This window comes from Citrobacter sp. RHB35-C17, from assembly GCF_013816795.1.
Classification (GTDB): domain Bacteria; phylum Pseudomonadota; class Gammaproteobacteria; order Enterobacterales; family Enterobacteriaceae; genus Citrobacter_A; species Citrobacter_A amalonaticus.
The window spans coordinates 4,546,035-4,563,607 of sequence record NZ_CP057150.1 but is presented as its reverse complement, the minus strand read 5'-3'; the positions used below and the strand labels follow the sequence as shown (position 1 = coordinate 4,563,607).

Sequence of the window (17,573 nt, the reverse complement as noted above, 5' to 3'; positions counted from 1 at the left end):
TTTTCCCATGGGCGAGCCTTATTAGATGTGGCGTAAAGATACAAACAGCGACGCCCACTCACTTTTCGCGCGATAAAAGACTGGCGGTTTACCTAATGGCGCATCCACGGTTACCTCGCCGCCACTTTGCGTTTCACCTGTCCAGAGATTCACCCAATGATCCTCCGGCAGATACAGCGTCCAGTCGCTGCGGCCCTGCTCATGTACCGGAGCGACCAGCAGGTCTTGCCCCAGCAGGTACTGGTATTTCAGGGTGTAGGTGCGCGCATCGTTTTCGTAATGCAGGAACAACGGACGCATAACTGGCAAGCCAGTTGCGGCGTTTTGCGCGACGGCTTGCTTAAGGTACGGCTTCAACGTCGTAAACACGGTCGTCATTCTGGCGAAATGGGCGATGGTTTCCTCATCACTGTCAAACTGCCAGTTATCACCGGGACGGTTACCTTCGTGGGTGCGCATCATGGGCGTGAAAGCATTGAAATCACACCAGCGCAGCAGCAACTCTTTGCTGCGTTTCATCTCAAACAAGGTGGTATAGCCGCCAATATCGCTGTGGTGCAGGCCGTGACCGCTCATAGCCAGCGACAGGGCAGCGGGAATAACGGAGGCGAGTCCATCGTCCAGACTCCAGTCCACGTTCTGGTCACCCGCCCACATCATGGTCGAGTATTTCTGACTGCCGGTATAACCTGCGCGCATAAAGAACAAGATCTCGCCGAGTTTGCCGGTTTCCTGTAATGCCTCGTAGTTACATTTTGCCCACAGCGCAGGCCAGGCGTTATGCATGATCTCCGCGCTGACGCCGTTATGCAGAACCGTGTCGGTCGGCAGATATTCGCCAAAGTCCGCCATCCAGCCGCCGCAGCCGAGTGCGATCATATTTTTCTTGATGACGTCTTTGAACCAGTCGTAGGCCGCCGGGTTGGTCAAATCAACCACGCCGCCGTAAAACTCACCAAATTCAACAAGGTAATCATTACCTGACATATCTTTTGCCAGATAGCCGTGCTTTGCCGCTTCGGCGCACAGGTCTTTATCGCTGGCGACATACGGGTTGATATATGAAAGGAATTTCACGCCTTCGGCATTCCACTGTTTGATACGGCTGTCCAGTTGTGGATAGTTGTCGCTGTTCCATTTCCAGTTCCACATCACGCGCTTACCGAATGAAGTCATGCGGATCCCGGACCAGTCCTGCGCCCAGATGCCGTTTACCTTCACGCCAGCACGGCGCATCGTATCCAGTTTTTTCTGGCAAACGTCGGTGCCGCCCTGAATGCCCAGTGTGACGCCATCATAAATCCAGTCTGGTAACTCGGGTTGACGACCTAACAGCGCGGTCAGTTTTTCCAGCAGCGCGATATAGGTGTCGGCGCATTCAATTCGCAGGGTGGTTTTATCCTCCCACAATGCCAGTTCGTGATAATCCGGCGCGCTGAAGTCAAAATTCATGTAGCAGCTATTATCAACGTGGCAGTAATACTTCTGCGTACTGACAAACGTGGGTTGTGGGAAGAAGGTCCAGTAGTAGTCGCCGCCTGCGTTCTCTTTGCAGTCGGCCTGCCAGGTGACGTAGCTGGTTTTGTTACGGCCCACCCCCTGTTCGCTGGTCCACAGTGGAAACGGTTTGCCACGCAGATCGAAGTAAGAGAACTGCTCGCCGCAACCGTAGATATGGTCATTCGGGTTAGCCGCCAGTTTCAGCCAGATACGGTTATGGTCGGGATTGTCATTGTGCAGATCCAGTTGCAAACGACCCGCTTCATCGGTGGAGATGCGTAGCGTCGCCGTGACGGCATCACCACGACTAAAGCGTACTCGCCAGCCGTCGGCTGATTCACTGACAGTGGCATCGGTCAGGGCAATTTTCTCGTTAAGTTTGTCTTTAATGCTGAAGTTGCCACGAAACATGTCGATATCGGCGACGCCAGTACCAACCCACAGACAGGGGGCTGCTTCGCTGTGACGTAAAATTAATCGCTGGTGGTACGTAAGCGTAAATCCATTCTGTAACGTCGTCAGCTCTAATGGGGTTGACCGTTGTTGTAACGAATTCATCATCGTCTCCGTAATAAATAGGGTAATTCGGTAATTTGTCGGAAATCTTTTATTCGCTGCCGATGAGAAAATGCATCTGATGTGTTTCTCCTGGCGCGAGATAAATCAGGCCTGTTCCGGAGTTAAAGGCATCGGGTGGGCAGGTCATCGGTTCCACTGCAAGACCACGCCTTGCTAATTTCTCGCCGGTATATACCTGCAGCCAGGGTTGATGGCTGCGTAAAAAAGTCGTTATGTTTTGTGAGGCACAGGTCATCCTGACTTCCCACTCAACCTCAGGTGTCAAGACCCTGAATGTATGATCGATAGAGGTTCCTGCAATGCGTCGCGGCGTTGTGAAATCCCGTTCACTACCTGTTTCTTCACTCGCAGGAAGCGTCAATTCACAACCATCAATGGGGTGCAGATTGCAGGTCAAATAGGGATGGGCTCCGGCACCATACGGTGCGATTTCGTCACTCAGATTCTGCGTACGAATAAAGACATGCAGCCCGTGTGTTTCCTCCAGTCGATAAATCACCTCTGAAACCAGCGCAAAGGGATAACCATAAGAAGGCGGCAGAAAAATCGTCAGTGACGCTTCCGTTTTAGACTGCTGATTAATCTGCCAGTCCCGCCAGGCCAGTAATCCATGAATAGCGCTATGCGTAACCGGATCGTTAATGGCAAGCTGGAAGCGCTTGCCGTTATGTTGATAGCAGCCTTTTGCCACGCGATTTGGCCAGGGTATTAGCACTTTTCCCAAATGCGCCAACGGTATCTCTTCCGGCTTATGGGGAATAACGACGTGACGCCCACGGTGCGTCAATTCTGCTAATCCGGCGCCAACGGTGACTATTTTCGCGCAGTAGTGCCCGGCCTGAAGATGAAGTGTTTTTCCACCGCTATGCATGGCTGCTATCCTCGTTGCTTACCTGGCGTTGATATCCAGAAGACCGGCAGCAACCGCAGGAGCAAGGCCCGGTGCCAGCGGTAAACGTGGGATAACCAGACAGTGCAACAGGTGATAAATATCCTGTTTACCGTCCCATACCCGGGTTGTGACCTTGTTGTCCGCATCCAGCTCCTGCCACCAGGAACCATTTTCGTAATCCATCAGGTACTTAATGCAGTATTCCCACCAGGTCTGATACCAGGTTTCGTACTGGCGATCGCCCGTGACCGTATATAGCGCATAGGCGGTACCCATTGCTTCTACAATCGGCCAGCGCACCCGTTCACGAACAATGGGTTTGCCATCCCAGTCAACGGTGTACACGATGCCGTCAGCGCCGTCGGGCGCCCAGGCATCACGAATGGTGGCGTGGAAAAGACCTTTTGCGTCTTCCAGTAACCAGGCGGGCGGTTGTTCGCTTCTCGCTTCTAACGCGGCGTGGATATGCAGCATCAGACGGCCCCACTCAATCCAGTGGCCTGGCGTGCCGCCATAGGCGCGGAAACGGTGGGCGGGATTGTCTTTGTTGTAGTCGCGGACCGGGTTCCAGTTCACGTCGAAATGCTCATTGACCCGGTATTCCCCTTTGCGGGCGACATCGTGAATGATGACCGAGGCGATGTGGATCGCACGATCCAGCCATTTTTTGTCATGGGTGACGTCGTAAACAATCAGGAAGGCTTCAACGGCGTGCATATTGGCATTGCCGCCGCGATAGTCTTCGGTTTTGCTAAACGCTTCATCCCAGGATTCCAGGCACATTTGCTCTTCTTCACTCCAGAAGTATTTCTCAATGACTTCAATGGTGTAATCGAGCAGTTTCCTGGCCTCAGGGTGTCCGGTGGTGACCGCGCTGGCAGCGCCCAGCAGTGCAAAAAAGTGTTGGTATCCCTGTTTGGAGGCATCTACCACGCCTTCATCATTCACGCAGGCGTACCAGCCACCGTATTTTTTATCCCGCAGCGCGCCGTTCATGGCCTTAATACCGTGATCGACCAGGCTGTAAGCGCCCGGTCTGCCCATCGCTGCGGCGACGGAATAGACGTGCAGCATGCGGGCGGTGATCCACAGGTGCGTGCCCATCTCTTCTTTGATCTGTCCTTTATTACCCAGCCAGCCGAATCCGGTTGGCACCGCCGCGTTCTTACCAAAATTGAAGATGCGATCGGTTTCTTGCTCCAGCCAGCGGTTGTGGCTCATGGTGTTAAACCATTTCATGCTTTGATCCTCGTATTAACGGCGGCGGGCCATCATTTCATCGACAATTTCACCTAAGCGTTGCAATTTAGGTGCAGACACATCACGCAGCATCATCTCGCTGTCCGGCAGGCCAATCACCGATGACCAGACCGCACGACCGGCCAGGAAGCCAGAAGCGCCTGCGCTCATCGCAACGCTGACCGCGCGTGGAAACAGCTTTTCATCAACGCCGGAAGAGAGAATGACCCACGGCATATTGATGTGTTCGTTCAGGTGTTGAGACGCGCGGAGCAGGGCTTGCTGCGTGCCTTTACCCTGCAGCGGCATTTCGACCTTATAGAGATCGGCGCCGCTGTCGCCCAGTTCTTTGGCGGCATCGATAATCGCCTGTTCGCGATCGAATTGATCGCCGCGACGCGGCGGACGAACTACCGGTTCGATGATGCTCAACAGACCATGGCTATGGCACAACGTATTAAATTCTTTCACCATTTCAAGACGTTGCTGCGCGTCTTCATCACTGCGCCAGAGCACCAGCAGCTTTAAGGCTTTCGCGCCATCCTGCTTGACGGCTTGCGGATTGATGGTTTTATCAATCACTACGCTGTCGACGGGGATGCCATTACCCGGGATGAAGGCGTCGGCGGCGACAATCATGGCGCAGCTTTTGGCAACGGCGTTCTGCTCTACCGCCTGGCGGTAGCAAAACTGTTGGTCAAGCAGGATCGCGGAGGCATACGGCGAGAGAATTTTTGCAGCATTGACTTTAAAATCAGTAAGATGCTGATCGGTGACCGGCGTTGGCGTGCCTGCGGCGGCAAACATCAGGCGCATTGCTTCACGCTGGTCAACGGCCAGCATGGCGAAACCGCCGGAAGGTCTGGTGATATCTTTCAGGGTGTACGTGGTCATTCTTCAGTCCTTTTTACCTGTCAATGGTGGTTTTTCAGTCCGGCAGAAGTGCGAACCTGTTCGAGAATGGCGGTCCAGTCTTCCCGCCCACGGCCAGCGGCTCGCGCCTGGTTATAAACTTCCCTGGACGCCGCGCCGAGCGGCATAGGAACGTGCAGCTGGTTGGCGACATCCAGCGCGATGCCGAGATCTTTGTGGGCCAGGTCGATCATAAAGGCCGGGGAAAGATCGCCTTTCAGCACTTTGTTCGGCCACGAGGTGGTGAAGTGACCTTTACCTGCGGGTGTCCCGCTCATGACCTGTAGCGCGACATCGAAGGAGAGACCCAGCGCTTCACACAGCACGGCGGCTTCGGCTGACAGGGCATTCAGCGCAATGCTCATGTAGTTGTTAATCAACTTCACGCGGATCCCCATCCCGGGACCTCCGGCGTTAATCAGTTCATTGCCCATTGCCATCAGTACCGGTGTGGCGCGCTCGACCTGGTCTGGTGTGCCGCCCGCCAGCAACAGCAATGTACCGGCAACGGCGTGATCCGAGGTTCTCCCGACCGGGACATCCATCATGGCGAAGCCTTTAGCGCGAAGGTCGGCGATCAGCTTGTCAGTCTGCAAGGGATGGATGGTTGACATATCGATCACCAGCGCTTGTGGGGAGAGGCGTTCGCAAACGCCGTTTTCGCCCAATAACACGCTGCGCACCAGATCGCCGTTGGGCAGCATCGTGATGACAAACTCAGCGCCTTCTGCGGCCTGTGCTGGAGAGCGGGCGGATTGTGCCCCTTTTTCGACCAGACGTTGGACGGCATCGGGGTTAACGTCAAAAACGCTAAGTTGGTGACCCTGTTTGAGTAAGTTGCTCGCCATTGGGGCGCCCATCTGTCCTAATCCGATAAATGCGATGACTGCCATATCGTTCTCCTGAGACGGTGGTGTCATTTTTTGTCAATTATGACCGGTTGTTTCTGTCTGTTTTTGATCGTATTTGTAATTTATGGTCAAAAAATTGACAGCCGTCACTTTTTAAACATTTTGTGGAATTAAAATAATCTCATCCCGAAATGCTTAAGGAATGACCATGATTCGTATTGCTTGTGTAGGTATTACCGTGCTGGATCGCATCTATTACGTAGAAACGTTACCGGCTGTAGGCGGTAAATATGTGGCGCGTCGTTATACCGAGGTGGGCGGTGGACCAGCCGCCACTGCCGCAGTGGCAGCGGCGAAGTTAGGGGCACAGGTAAACTTTATTGGCCGTGTGGGCGATGACGACACCGGAAAACACCTGTTGGCGGAGCTGGAATCTCTGGGGGTCAATACCCGTTACACCCGGCGCTATGCGGGGGCAAAGTCGTCGCAATCGGCTATCATGGTTGATGCTCAAGGGGAGCGGATTATCGTCAATTTCCCGAGCCCCGATTTGCCGGCGGAGGCCGACTGGCTCAATGACATCGACTTTTCCCAGTGGGATATCGTACTGGCGGACGTTCGCTGGCATGAAGGGGCAAAGCAGGCCTTTACGCTGGCGCATCAGGCGGGCGTGGAGACGCTGCTGGATGGTGATGTGACGCCTCAGGACATCAGCGAGCTGGTGGCCTTAAGCGATCATGCTGTGTTTTCGGCCCCGGGTCTGGCGCGCCTGACGGGCATCAATGAGACCGCCAATGCGTTGAAACAATCACAAACGCTCACAAATGGACATGTCTACGTCACGCAAGGTAGTGAAGGGTGTGACTGGATAGAAAATGGCACGCTGCAACACCAGGCCGGTTTTGCAGTGGATGTGGTGGATACAACCGGGGCAGGCGACGTTTTCCACGGTGCGCTGGCATTCAGCCTCGCATCAGGAAGCGAACTGAAAGACGCGGTCAGGTTCGCCAGTGGGGTGGCGGCACTGAAGTGTACCCGACCGGGTGGACGTGCAGGAATTCCTGACTGTGATCAAACCCGATCTTTTCTGTCACTTTTTGTATAAAATGCAGGGCAATGGTTTTTCGAGGAATTTTCATGAGTTTTACCGAACTGACCGGTAACCCACGGCATGATCAATTGCTATCGCTCGTTGGTGAGCGTGGGTATATGAACATTGACGAACTGGCGGGTTTACTGGATGTCTCTACGCAGACGGTGCGCCGTGATATCCGTAAATTAAGCGAACAGGGGCTGATTACCCGTCATCACGGTGGCGCTGGCCGCGCGTCCAGCGTGGTTAACACTGCCTTTGAGCAACGTGAAGTCTCGTGGACGCAAGAGAAAAAAGCCATCGCGGAAGCGGTGGCGGACTACATTCCAGATGGTTCAACGGTGTTTATCACCATTGGTACTACCGTAGAGCAAGTGGCGCGGGCGTTGTTGAACCACAATCATCTGCGCATCATCACCAACAGCCTTCGGGTTGCGCATATTCTCTATAACAATCCCCGTTTCGAAGTGATGGTCCCCGGTGGAACGCTGCGTCCACATAACAGCGGGATTATTGGCCCTTCTGCGACTGCGTTTGTCGCTGATTTCCGGGCGGACTACCTCGTCACCAGCGTCGGGGCGATTGAAAGCGATGGCGCGATGCTGGAATTTGACGTCAATGAGGCCAGTGTGGTGAAGACGATGATGGCTCACTCCCGCCATATTCTGCTTGCTGCCGATCATACGAAATACCACGCCTCGGCGGCGGTAGAAATTGGCAATGTTTCTGCGGTAACCGCGTTGTTTACTGATGAACTCCCTGGCCCGGCTCTGCATACGCTTCTTCAGACTCATCAGGTTGAAATCGTTCAGGTGAGCCCAGACCAGGATGATGGCGTTTCTTCGTAACAGACTCCTTTCAAAATAAACCGCCGTTCAGGCGGTTCTTATCACAAAAAATATAAATAGTTAAACGTCCTGGTATTATGTATAAAAATCCTAAAACTCGCATGAAGTATCAAATTGTGCTTTTAATGCGCATTGATTCGTAAGCTTTTTTTACCCTCGTTACGCACTCTTTTTATTCATTAAAAAAACACCCAGGAATAATATAAATAAATGGATGTCATTTTATTATTTTTGCTTTTTCGTCAGTTCAACCCCCGTTGACATAACCTTTGAATAACTGTATTAATCGCGCAAAAGGAAAGATTTATAATTTTAAGGTAAGTGAATCTTTAGGTTTTAAAGATGAACGGACCCGCTTTGCCTTTTAATTAATTTTTACTGCGTCTTTTATGCTCTTATCCGAAAAAAGAGTAGTACGGAAAAGGTATTCCTATGAAAACACAAAAAATGAAATGCAAACCACCCTCACCGGGGAAATTGGCTCTCTGTATCGCCAGTGCGCTGGCGCTCGGAGGATTCAGCGGGCAAGCGGTTTCCGCGGGGTGTAGTTACACGACTACGGCACAGTTCTTATGTGATGACCAGACGATTTACTATAGTGGTAATCCTCTGATGTCAAATAGTCGGGACTATACGACATTTAACGAAACCATGATTAATACCAGCCAAAACGGAACAACTACACCTTTGCAAGGTTGGGGTGTATACCTCGATAGCGTAGGCTATAAATTTAAAAATCTGGTAATTAATACAACCGGTTCGGAAGCAGATGGTATCCACTCAAAAAATGCGGGTGGCAGACTGGAAGCTGAAAATATCTCTATTATTACTACCGGAACGAGTTCCGACGGGATTAACCTCGGACGTGAGTTGAGCAACGCATCCTCCGTTGTGGAAGTGAGCGGTAACGTGAGGGTGGATGCCGAAAATGGTATGGGGTTGCGCGCAAATATATCCAGAGCAAATACCAGCGCACAGTCATCAATTATTGTTCATGGGAATGCGGATATTGTTACCCGTGGTTCTGGGGGCGCGAACTCTGGATACGGGATCTATGCTGGTAAGGATCTCGGTGACTTATTTGGCAGTGCTGCGGGAATCGCGGATGTCACGATTGGCGGTACTGCAACCATTACCACTTCCGGTTCGAATGCTCATGGTGTTTACGCAGGGAGGAAAGGTGAGGTCAACCTCAATAACGTCAATATCACAACCACTGGTAGTGGCGCGAATGGTATCTATGCTTACGCCAGCAGTGATTTTGCCACAGTGAATTTGGGTGGGGACACCACCATTAAGGCGACAGGCAATAATGCCAATGCAATGTATGCCTATCAAAGTAAAGGCCTCATTCGCTCCTGGGATGCCACTACGGACACTGCAAGCTCTGGTGTCTATAACATTGAGGGCAACCTTTATGCACGCTATAGCGGCATTATTGACCTGACAATGGATGATGGAAGCCATTTCGTGGGCACCGCCAACTCTTCGCAACTGGAAAATACAGCATCTTACCGTGCGACTATTAATCTGGATATGAAGGGTGCCAGCAGTGAATGGACGATGACTGGAAATTCCGTGGTCTCTAATCTGACGCTGGATCAGGCGACGCTGCGCTACAGTCCTGACGGCGTGTCTCGCGATGATGCGGGAACCTTCAAAACATTGACTGTGATAGGAAACTACATCGGGACCAACGCGCTGTTAGTGCTGAATACCGTACTGGAAGGTGACGGTTCATTAACTGACATGCTGAAAGTGAATGGCGATACCTCCGGTAATACCAAAGTGGGGATCAACAACATTGGTGGTGTGGGTGAACTGACCGTCGATGGGATTAAAATTGTTGAGGTTGCCGGAAACTCTGACGGTACCTTTACCAAATCAGGGCGTATCGTCGCCGGTGCGTACGACTATGACGTGGTGAAAAAAGCCAGTGACTGGTATCTGACCAGCGAGCTGTCACCGGTGGATCCGCCGCCAGTGGAGCCGCCTCCGCCACCACCGACTGAGCCGGATCCCGATCCCGCGCAGCCAGACCCAACTGATCCTCCAGGACCGCCAGTATATCCGGGTCCCGTCGAGCACCAGTATCGCCCTGAATTCGGGAGTTATCTGGCGAACAACTATGCGGCCAATACGATGTTTATCACCCGTCTGCATGACCGTCTGGGTGAGACTCAGTATACCGATATGCTGACTGGCGAAGAAAAAGTCACCACCATGTGGATGCGTAATGTAGGTGGCCATAATCGCTTTACTGACGGCAGCGGGCAGTTGAAAACCAACGCTAACCGTTATGTTCTGCAGTTAGGCGGCGACCTGGCACAGTGGAGTAGCGACGGCCTCGATCGCTGGCATCTGGGTGCCATGGCGGGTTATGCCAACCAGAAAAGTAAAACCCGTAACAGTTACACTGGCTATTCGTCTCGTGGGCAGGTAGATGGTTACAGCGTCGGTCTGTATGCCACCTGGTATGCCAATGAAGCGGATAAGACCGGGACCTATCTGGATAGCTGGGTACTGTATAACTGGTTTGATAACACCGTTAGTGGCGAACATCTGGCCAGCGAAAACTACAAATCCGACGGTATCACGGCGTCTGTTGAAGGCGGTTATAGCTTCCTGGTCGGGGAAAGTGAAAATAAAACCTACTGGATCCAACCGAAAGCGCAGGTTATCTGGATGGACGTGCAGGCCGATTCACACCGTGAGCACAACGGGACGGTGGTTAAAGACAAAACTGACGGCAACCTGATGACTCGCCTCGGCGTCCGTGCTTACCTGAAAGGTCATGCGGAGAAAGATACCGATAAAGGCCGTGATTTCCAGCCGTTCATTGAAGCGAACTGGATCCACAACACCAATAACCAGACCGTACAGATGGGCTCCATCAAGGATGACATCAGCGGGACACGTAACATTGGTGAGCTGAAAGTGGGTATTGAAGGGCAAATCAATCCGCGTCTGCAGGTGTGGGGTAACGTGGCGCAGCAAATGGGCGACAACAGCTACAGCGATACCTCTGCGATGCTCGGGGTGAAATACAGCTTCTAAGAAACCGAGAAATATCACACCAGAACAAGGCGATGCTCTCAGGGCATCGCCTTTTTTTCCTTCATCTTTCCCTGACGGGTACATAGTCAAAACGCCCCTTTCCCGCTACAGTTATTCATCCACGGCAAGTAAGGAGAAGGGACATGCTCTATATCTTTGATTTAGGTAATGTGATTGTCGATATCGACTTCAACCGCGTATTAGGTACCTGGAGCGATCTGAGCCGTGTGCCGCTGGCGTCGTTAAAGCAGAGCTTTACGATGGGTGAGGCCTTCCATCAGCACGAACGGGGAGAAATCACCGATGAAGCATTTGCCGAGGCCCTTTGTCATGAGATGGATCTGTCGCTGAGCTACGAACAGTTTTCCCATGGCTGGCAGGCCGTTTTTGTCGCGCTACGGCCTGAGGTTATCGATATCATGCAGAAACTGCGTGAGCAGGGGCATCGCGTGGTCGTCCTGTCGAACACCAACCGGCTGCATACGACGTTCTGGCCAGAGGAATATCCAGAAATTCGCCAGGCGGCGGACCATATTTATTTGTCGCAGGATCTGGGGATGCGCAAGCCGGAGACACGGATTTATCAGCATGTGTTACAGCAAGAGGGTTTTTCAGCGAGCGACACGGTCTTTTTTGACGACAACATCGATAATATAGAAGGGGCCAACCAGTTGGGGATAACCAGCATTCTGGTGACCGATAAAACCGTCATTCCTGAGTATTTCGCGAAGTTGTTATGCTAAAAACCGTGCATCAAAAAGCCAGGCATCATACCCGACCGATCTGGGCCTGGCTGAAGCTCCTCTGGAAGCGCATTGATGAGGACAATATGACGACCCTGGCAGGGAATCTTGCCTACGTCTCGTTGCTCTCATTAGTGCCGCTGATCGCCGTTGTATTTGCGCTTTTCGCCGCTTTTCCGATGTTTTCCGATGTCAGCGTCCAGTTGCGACACTTTATTTTTGCCAACTTTATCCCGGCAACGGGCGATGTGATTCAACGTTACATTGAGCAGTTTGTCGCCAACTCCAACAAAATGACGGCGGTGGGGGCCTGCGGATTAATCGTCACCGCGCTGCTGTTGATGTATGCCATTGATAGCGCGCTGAATACTATCTGGCGCAGCACGCGCACGCGGCCAAAAGTGTACTCCTTTGCCGTGTACTGGATGATTTTGACGCTGGGACCATTACTGGCAGGGGCCAGTCTGGCGATCAGTTCCTATCTTCTCTCATTACGCTGGGCCAGCGATCTCAATACCGTGATTGATGATGTGCTGCGTCTCTTCCCGCTGATCCTCTCCTGGCTCTCATTCTGGCTCCTCTACAGCGTGGTGCCGACCACGCGCGTACCGAATCGGGATGCGATTGTCGGCGCCTTTGTCGCTGCGGTCCTGTTCGAGGCCGGAAAGAAAGGTTTCGCGCTTTATATCACCATGTTCCCGTCATATCAGCTTATTTACGGCGTGTTAGCGGTGGTACCCATTTTGTTTGTCTGGGTGTACTGGACGTGGTGTATCGTCTTGCTTGGTGCGGAAATAACTGTCACTCTCGGGGAATACCGCAAACTCAAACAAGCCGCAGAACAAGAAGAAGCAGACCAACCATGATTGCATTAATTCAGCGCGTAACCCGTGCCAGCGTCACCGTGGAGGACGAAGTGACGGGTGAAATTGGCTCAGGACTTTTAGTGTTGTTGGGTGTCGAAAAGGATGACGACGAGCAGAAAGCGAATCGCCTGTGTGAACGTGTGCTTGGCTACCGTATTTTTAGCGATGCCGAAGGCAAAATGAACCTGAACGTGCAACAGGCGGGCGGGAGTGTGCTGGTGGTTTCACAATTTACGCTGGCGGCGGATACCGAACGCGGCATGCGTCCGGGGTTCTCTAAAGGGGCGACGCCGGAGCGGGCGGAGGCCCTGTACGATTATTTCGTCGAACGCTGCCGCCAGCAGGACATGAATACGCAGACCGGACGCTTCGCTGCGGATATGCAGGTTGCGCTGGTGAATGACGGCCCCGTGACGTTCTGGTTACAGGTATGAATCAGCTTCCGGCGTGGCCGCGGGTTACAAGAGAGAGTACCGCTATGTATCATCTTCGAGTACCGCAAACAGAAGAAGAATTAGAGCGTTACTATCAGTTTCGCTGGGAAATGCTGCGCAAGCCGCTGCATCAACCGAAGGGTTCCGAGCGAGATGCCTGGGACGCAATGGCGCACCACCAGATGGTGGTCGATGAAGAGGGCAATCTGGTTGCCGTCGGGCGGTTGTACATCAATGCCGATAATGAGGCTTCCATCCGTTTCATGGCTGTCGATCCCACCGTGCAGGAAAAGGGGCTGGGAACGCTGATGGCAATGACGCTGGAGTCCGTCGCACGTCAGGAAGGGGTCAAACGAGTGACCTGTAGCGCACGGGAAGACGCTGTCGAATTCTTCGCCAAACTGGGTTTTGTCAATCAGGGCGAAATCACCACGCCGCAAACTACGCCGGTTCGCCACTTTTTGATGATCAAACCGATTGCCTCGCTCGATGACATTTTGCATCGCGGCGACTGGTGCGGACAGCTACAGCAGGCGTGGTATGAGCACATCCCGCTGAGCGAGAAGATGGGTGTACGTATTCAGCAGTACACCGGGCAAAAATTTATTACCACCATGCCGGAGACGGGCAATCAAAATCCGCACCACACGCTGTTTGCCGGGAGCCTGTTTTCGCTGGCTACGCTGACCGGCTGGGGGCTTATCTGGCTGATGCTGCGTGAGCGCCATCTTGGGGGCACGATCATTCTCGCTGACGCCCATATCCGCTATAGCAAACCTATCAGCGGCAGACCCGCCGCGGTTGCCGATCTCGGCTCGTTGAGCGGCGATCTTGACCGTCTGGCGCGTGGGAAAAAGGCGCGAGTTCAACTGCAGGTAGAGCTGCTGGGCAATGACACACCGGGCGCTATTTTTGAAGGTATTTACATCGTCCTGCCCGCCAAACCGTTTGGTCCCTATGAAGAAGGCGGAAACGAGGAAGAGTAGGGGGAACTCCCTTCTCTATTCTTCGCTAACGGACGGGATAGTCACGCGCCAGGCGATATCCTGCATTGCGCTGCGCGCCGCATGGCTGACGCCAGCTAGCTGGAAAAAACCATGAATCACGCCGAGGTAGCGCTGGCAGGTGCAGTCGACGTGTTGGGTCGTCAGTCGCTCATACAAAAGTTCGCCTTCGTCGCACAGCGGATCAAATTCAGCGGTGATGATGTGCGTAGGCGGTAAGCCGCTGAGATCATCTCGCCAGAGCGGGCTGGCTTCGGGATGCTGGCGATCGGTATGGGGCATATACATCTCATACCCGGTTAGCAACGTGTCGCGGGTAATGAGGTAGTCCAGACCGTTGCGGGTATAGCTCTCACATTTTGCGGTCGCGTCGAGCATCGGGTAGATCAGCATCAATTGTGCGGGCAGCCATTGCTTTGCTGCCTTCAGGCGCAATGCTGTCACCAGCGCCAGGTGTCCGCCCGCACTGTCCCCGGCAAGCGTGATGTGCTGGCGTTCAACGCCAAGCTGTTTCGCATATTGCCAGATCAGGTTGGCCCCTTTTTCAGCATCGTCATGCGCCGCAGGAAACGTGTGTTCTGGTGCGAGGCGGTATTGTACGGCAATCACCCGGCAACCGCTGGTATACGCCAGTTGTCGCAACTGATTATCATGCGTGGCAAATCCGCCGCTCACGAAACAACCGCCGTGATAGTAAATAACGCAGGGCAGAGCACCCGAAGTATGGCGCGGTGATACGACGCGCAGCGTCATCCCCTCCAGCTCAACATCACTGACCTCTACGCGCGTTTCGGTCTTTCCGGCCAGCGCGGTACTGGCGATATAGCCTGCTCTCCGGTCATCAATGTGTTGCCGACGAACAGAAGGACGTCCCGCCGCGATAAATTCCTCGACCCGTTGTGCAATCCCGTGTTCAAGCGCCATTTTCTTAATCCCTGAAATCTGTATGAATATACAGTGTTATAACCTGGTTTTTCATGAAAGAGAATGGTGGATTTAGGGCAGAGTAAAATTCTGGAAAGCGCCTCGCAAAAGGAAAAGTCACTACGGAGATCGCTTTTTTTCTGCTTGCTGACGGTGTATGTTGTTTGAAAATTATTCGCCAATGATATACTGGAGGTATATGTGAGCATAATGGCTGGAATGGACATGGGCAGAATATTACTCGACTTATCCGATGAGGTGATCAAGCGCCTTGACGATCTCAAGCAGCAGCGCAACCTGCCGCGTGCGGAGTTGTTGCGCGAAGCGGTTGAACAGTACCTTGAAAGGCAGGGCCAGGCTGAAACCACGATTTCCAATGCGCTGGGGCTCTGGCAGGGCTGTGAGGAAGACGGCGTTGAGTATCAGAGGACGCTACGCGAGGAATGGTAATGCAAAAGGGACCCGTGCTGTTCGATACCAATATCCTGATTGATTTATTCAGCGGGCACCAGGAAGCACAGCATGTACTGGAAGCGTATCCGCCGCAGAATGCCATCAGCCTGGTTACCTGGATGGAAGTAATGGTGGGGGCAAAAAAATACCATCAGGAATATCGTACACGTGTGGCGTTGAGTGCGTTCAACATCATCGGCGTTTCACAGGAAATTGCTGAGCGAAGCGTGAATCTCAGGCAGGAATATGGGATGAAACTTCCGGACGCGATCATTCTGGCTACCGCGCAGATTCATCGGTTTGCGCTTGTGACGCGCAACACCAGAGATTTCGCGGGGATACCTGGCGTCATTACGCCTTATCAGTTGCAAGCCGGACGATAAGCACCGCCCGGCATCACCTGTTGAAGGCGTTTACTCCCCTTCTCCCGGGAACAGGAACGGGTTGATGGAACTGCGGGCGAAGCCTTCTTGCTCCATGCGCGCGTCCAGTACCAGCGACGCGAGGTCGTCGGCGACGGCTTCCACTTTCGGGTCTTTTTCCTGATAGAGGATCTTAAGGTAGGTTCCACAGTCACCGCAGCTTTCGGCTTTGATTGCCGCCTGCTCATTGTCCAGTGACCAGTAGTGCAGATCGCGGCTTTGCTCGCAGTTGCTGCATTTAACACGAACCACATGCCACTCGGTTTCACAAAGGTTGCAGTGCAGATAGCGCAGTCCCTGGGTGGTGCCAATTTGCACCATGCTGGAGACCGGCATCGAGCCGCACACCGGGCAGTACTGACGTTGTTCGCCGTATTCCGCGCGGGCTTTACCCGGGATAAGGCTGGCCATTTGCGCCCAGTACAGCGACAGCGCGGCCCAGATGAACGGGGCCTTATCGCTGCTGACCGCGGCGAAATCGGAGGCAAACAGAGCGCTGGCCATCTGTTCCAGTTCCTGTTCGGAGGCTTTTTCCAGATTTTCGATCACCGCCAGCGCCGGGCCGCTCATCTCCGGTTTCAGTTCGGCGATCAGCGAGTGCAGCAGTTTCTGCCAGTGCTTATCGCGTGGCAGAACGTGGATATCCAGCGGCGGCTTACCCTGATCGTTGGCTTCTTTGATGCGTGCAGTGAGATCCATCTGCAACGGATGGTCATACAGCACCACTTCCTGGGCATGGGCGATCAGCGCGGCAAAGCGCAGGTAATCTCCCAGCGGGTTATTCTCAGCCAGTTCGCGCAGACGCTCGGCGCGACGGTTATACAGATTTTTGAGCCGGGGGAATAATAACGGTGGAATCATATCCGTCGCGCGTTTCTCGCTCTTTTCCAGCTCATCTTGCGGGATGATACGAATGCTCATTCAGTCACTTCCTGGTTAGGCAGATTTAGCTAGGTGTAATCCGCTCTGTGAATTGGCGGGCATTTCGCGCCCGCGCTGGTGAATGTCATTAATGATAACCGCAATCGGCCTGCGGGTTATAGCGGTGACATCGCAATGTGTGCGTTACGATACCTGATATCGATACCCCAGACCATGCACCGTTCGGATTAGCTGCGGCTGATTGGCATCCTGTTCGATGACTTTGCGGAGCCGGGAAATGTGCTGATCCAGCGTACGGCTATTGGGCAAATAGTCGTACCCCCACGCCGCATCGAACAACATATCTCGCGTAACCACCTGATTTTTATGACGCTCAAGACAGCTTAAAATGCGAACTTCCCGCAGCGTCAGCTCCAGCTTTTGCTCGCCGCGCCAGGCGCACAGTTCATTCGGGAACACCGTCAGGTCGCCAAAAGCAAAACTGAGGTTAGGCTGCGTGGCGCTATGGTTTAAACAACGACGGGCGATGGTTTTTATCCGCGCCCGCAGTTCATGAATACCAAACGGTTTGCTGATGTAGTCATCTGCACCCAGTTCCAGCCCCACGACACGGTCGATCTCCTCATCTTTGGCGGAGAGAAACACGATGGGAATATGTTCGTTCTGGCGGCGAATTTCCCGGCAGACCGTATAGCCATCCATTTCGGGCATCATGATGTCTAACAGCACAAAGTCCGGTTTGTCGCGGTGATAACTCTCCAGCGCCGCGCGCCCGTCCGGTGCTGCTATGAGCGAATAACCCTCGCGCGACAGAGCATCCACCAGACCCTGACGGATGTTTGCATCATCTTCGGCAATCAGTATCTTCATATTC

General features: G+C 53.3%; 17 protein-coding genes. 9 read left to right on the top strand and 8 right to left on the bottom strand.

Annotation, left to right across the window (positions count from 1 at the left end):
* Window positions 1-21 precede the first annotated feature (21 nt).
* From HVZ37_RS21665 to yihU, 5 genes are read right to left on the bottom strand one after another with little or no spacing between them, the layout of a single operon-like run.
* Window positions 22-2,058, bottom strand: coding sequence for an alpha-glucosidase (locus HVZ37_RS21665; RefSeq protein ID WP_181628501.1), 2,037 nt, complete (start codon window positions 2,056-2,058; stop codon window positions 22-24).
* Window positions 2,059-2,107: 49 nt separating this feature from the next.
* Complete coding sequence (locus HVZ37_RS21660; RefSeq protein ID WP_042998853.1) at window positions 2,108-2,950, bottom strand: aldose-1-epimerase; 843 nt, start codon at window positions 2,948-2,950, stop codon at window positions 2,108-2,110.
* An 18-nt stretch (window positions 2,951-2,968) separates the two neighbouring features.
* Window positions 2,969-4,210: a sulfoquinovose isomerase gene (yihS, locus tag HVZ37_RS21655; RefSeq protein WP_044326763.1), complete on the bottom strand. Its 1,242-nt coding sequence runs from the start codon at window positions 4,208-4,210 to the stop codon at window positions 2,969-2,971.
* A gap of 15 nt (window positions 4,211-4,225) precedes the next feature.
* The gene (yihT, locus tag HVZ37_RS21650) at window positions 4,226-5,104 is read right to left on the bottom strand and encodes a sulfofructosephosphate aldolase (protein ID WP_044326764.1); all 879 of its coding nucleotides are present in this window, start codon (window positions 5,102-5,104) and stop codon (window positions 4,226-4,228) included.
* A 20-nt stretch (window positions 5,105-5,124) separates the two neighbouring features.
* Entirely contained in the window at window positions 5,125-6,015 is an 891-nt protein-coding gene (yihU, locus tag HVZ37_RS21645; RefSeq protein ID WP_181627963.1) for a sulfolactaldehyde 3-reductase, read from the bottom strand.
* A 166-nt stretch (window positions 6,016-6,181) separates the two neighbouring features.
* Between yihU and HVZ37_RS21640 the strand changes: the two genes are divergently transcribed.
* The 7 genes from HVZ37_RS21640 to fabY all read left to right on the top strand — a co-directional run bounded on the left by HVZ37_RS21640 (window position 6,182) and on the right by fabY (window position 14,000).
* The gene (locus tag HVZ37_RS21640; RefSeq protein ID WP_044265147.1) at window positions 6,182-7,078 is read left to right on the top strand and encodes a sugar kinase; all 897 of its coding nucleotides are present in this window, start codon (window positions 6,182-6,184) and stop codon (window positions 7,076-7,078) included.
* A gap of 32 nt (window positions 7,079-7,110) precedes the next feature.
* A complete protein-coding gene (locus HVZ37_RS21635) occupies window positions 7,111-7,914 on the top strand; it encodes a DeoR/GlpR family DNA-binding transcription regulator (RefSeq protein ID WP_044265149.1) in 804 nt (267 codons plus the stop codon).
* Window positions 7,915-8,526: 612 nt separating this feature from the next.
* Window positions 8,527-10,971, top strand: a complete 2,445-nt coding sequence (locus tag HVZ37_RS21630) for an autotransporter outer membrane beta-barrel domain-containing protein (protein ID WP_313900416.1) — start codon at window positions 8,527-8,529, stop codon at window positions 10,969-10,971.
* A gap of 143 nt (window positions 10,972-11,114) precedes the next feature.
* On the top strand, window positions 11,115-11,714 hold the full coding sequence (gene yihX, locus HVZ37_RS21625) for a glucose-1-phosphatase (RefSeq protein ID WP_044265152.1): 600 nt from the start codon (window positions 11,115-11,117) through the stop codon (window positions 11,712-11,714).
* The gene (locus tag HVZ37_RS21620) at window positions 11,708-12,580 is read left to right on the top strand and encodes a virulence factor BrkB family protein (protein ID WP_044257165.1); all 873 of its coding nucleotides are present in this window, start codon (window positions 11,708-11,710) and stop codon (window positions 12,578-12,580) included. The genes yihX and HVZ37_RS21620 overlap by 7 nt, the downstream gene beginning before the upstream one ends.
* A complete protein-coding gene (gene dtd / locus HVZ37_RS21615) occupies window positions 12,577-13,014 on the top strand; it encodes a D-aminoacyl-tRNA deacylase (protein ID WP_044265155.1) in 438 nt (145 codons plus the stop codon). The genes HVZ37_RS21620 and dtd overlap by 4 nt, the downstream gene beginning before the upstream one ends.
* Before the next feature lie 44 nt (window positions 13,015-13,058).
* Window positions 13,059-14,000 (top strand): fatty acid biosynthesis protein FabY, encoded by a 942-nt coding sequence (fabY, locus tag HVZ37_RS21610; protein ID WP_042998862.1) that lies wholly within the window; start codon window positions 13,059-13,061, stop codon window positions 13,998-14,000.
* Window positions 14,001-14,015: 15 nt separating this feature from the next.
* Here fabY and HVZ37_RS21605 read toward each other — a convergent pair whose 3' ends face one another.
* A complete protein-coding gene (locus HVZ37_RS21605; protein WP_181627961.1) occupies window positions 14,016-14,942 on the bottom strand; it encodes an alpha/beta hydrolase in 927 nt (308 codons plus the stop codon).
* A gap of 207 nt (window positions 14,943-15,149) precedes the next feature.
* Between HVZ37_RS21605 and HVZ37_RS21600 the strand changes: the two genes are divergently transcribed.
* Window positions 15,150-15,392: a CopG family transcriptional regulator gene (locus tag HVZ37_RS21600; protein ID WP_161215612.1), complete on the top strand. Its 243-nt coding sequence runs from the start codon at window positions 15,150-15,152 to the stop codon at window positions 15,390-15,392.
* Window positions 15,392-15,778, top strand: a complete 387-nt coding sequence (locus HVZ37_RS21595; protein ID WP_044328134.1) for a type II toxin-antitoxin system VapC family toxin — start codon at window positions 15,392-15,394, stop codon at window positions 15,776-15,778. The genes HVZ37_RS21600 and HVZ37_RS21595 overlap by 1 nt, the downstream gene beginning before the upstream one ends.
* A gap of 30 nt (window positions 15,779-15,808) precedes the next feature.
* Here the strand turns inward: HVZ37_RS21595 and fdhE are convergent, their stop codons facing one another.
* Window positions 15,809-16,738 carry a formate dehydrogenase accessory protein FdhE gene (fdhE, locus tag HVZ37_RS21590; protein WP_042998866.1) on the bottom strand — a complete coding sequence of 310 codons (930 nt, stop codon included), beginning with the start codon at window positions 16,736-16,738 and terminating at the stop codon, window positions 15,809-15,811.
* Window positions 16,739-16,882: 144 nt separating this feature from the next.
* Entirely contained in the window at window positions 16,883-17,569 is a 687-nt protein-coding gene (locus HVZ37_RS21585) for a response regulator transcription factor (RefSeq protein ID WP_042998867.1), read from the bottom strand.
* Window positions 17,570-17,573: the final 4 nt, after the last annotated feature.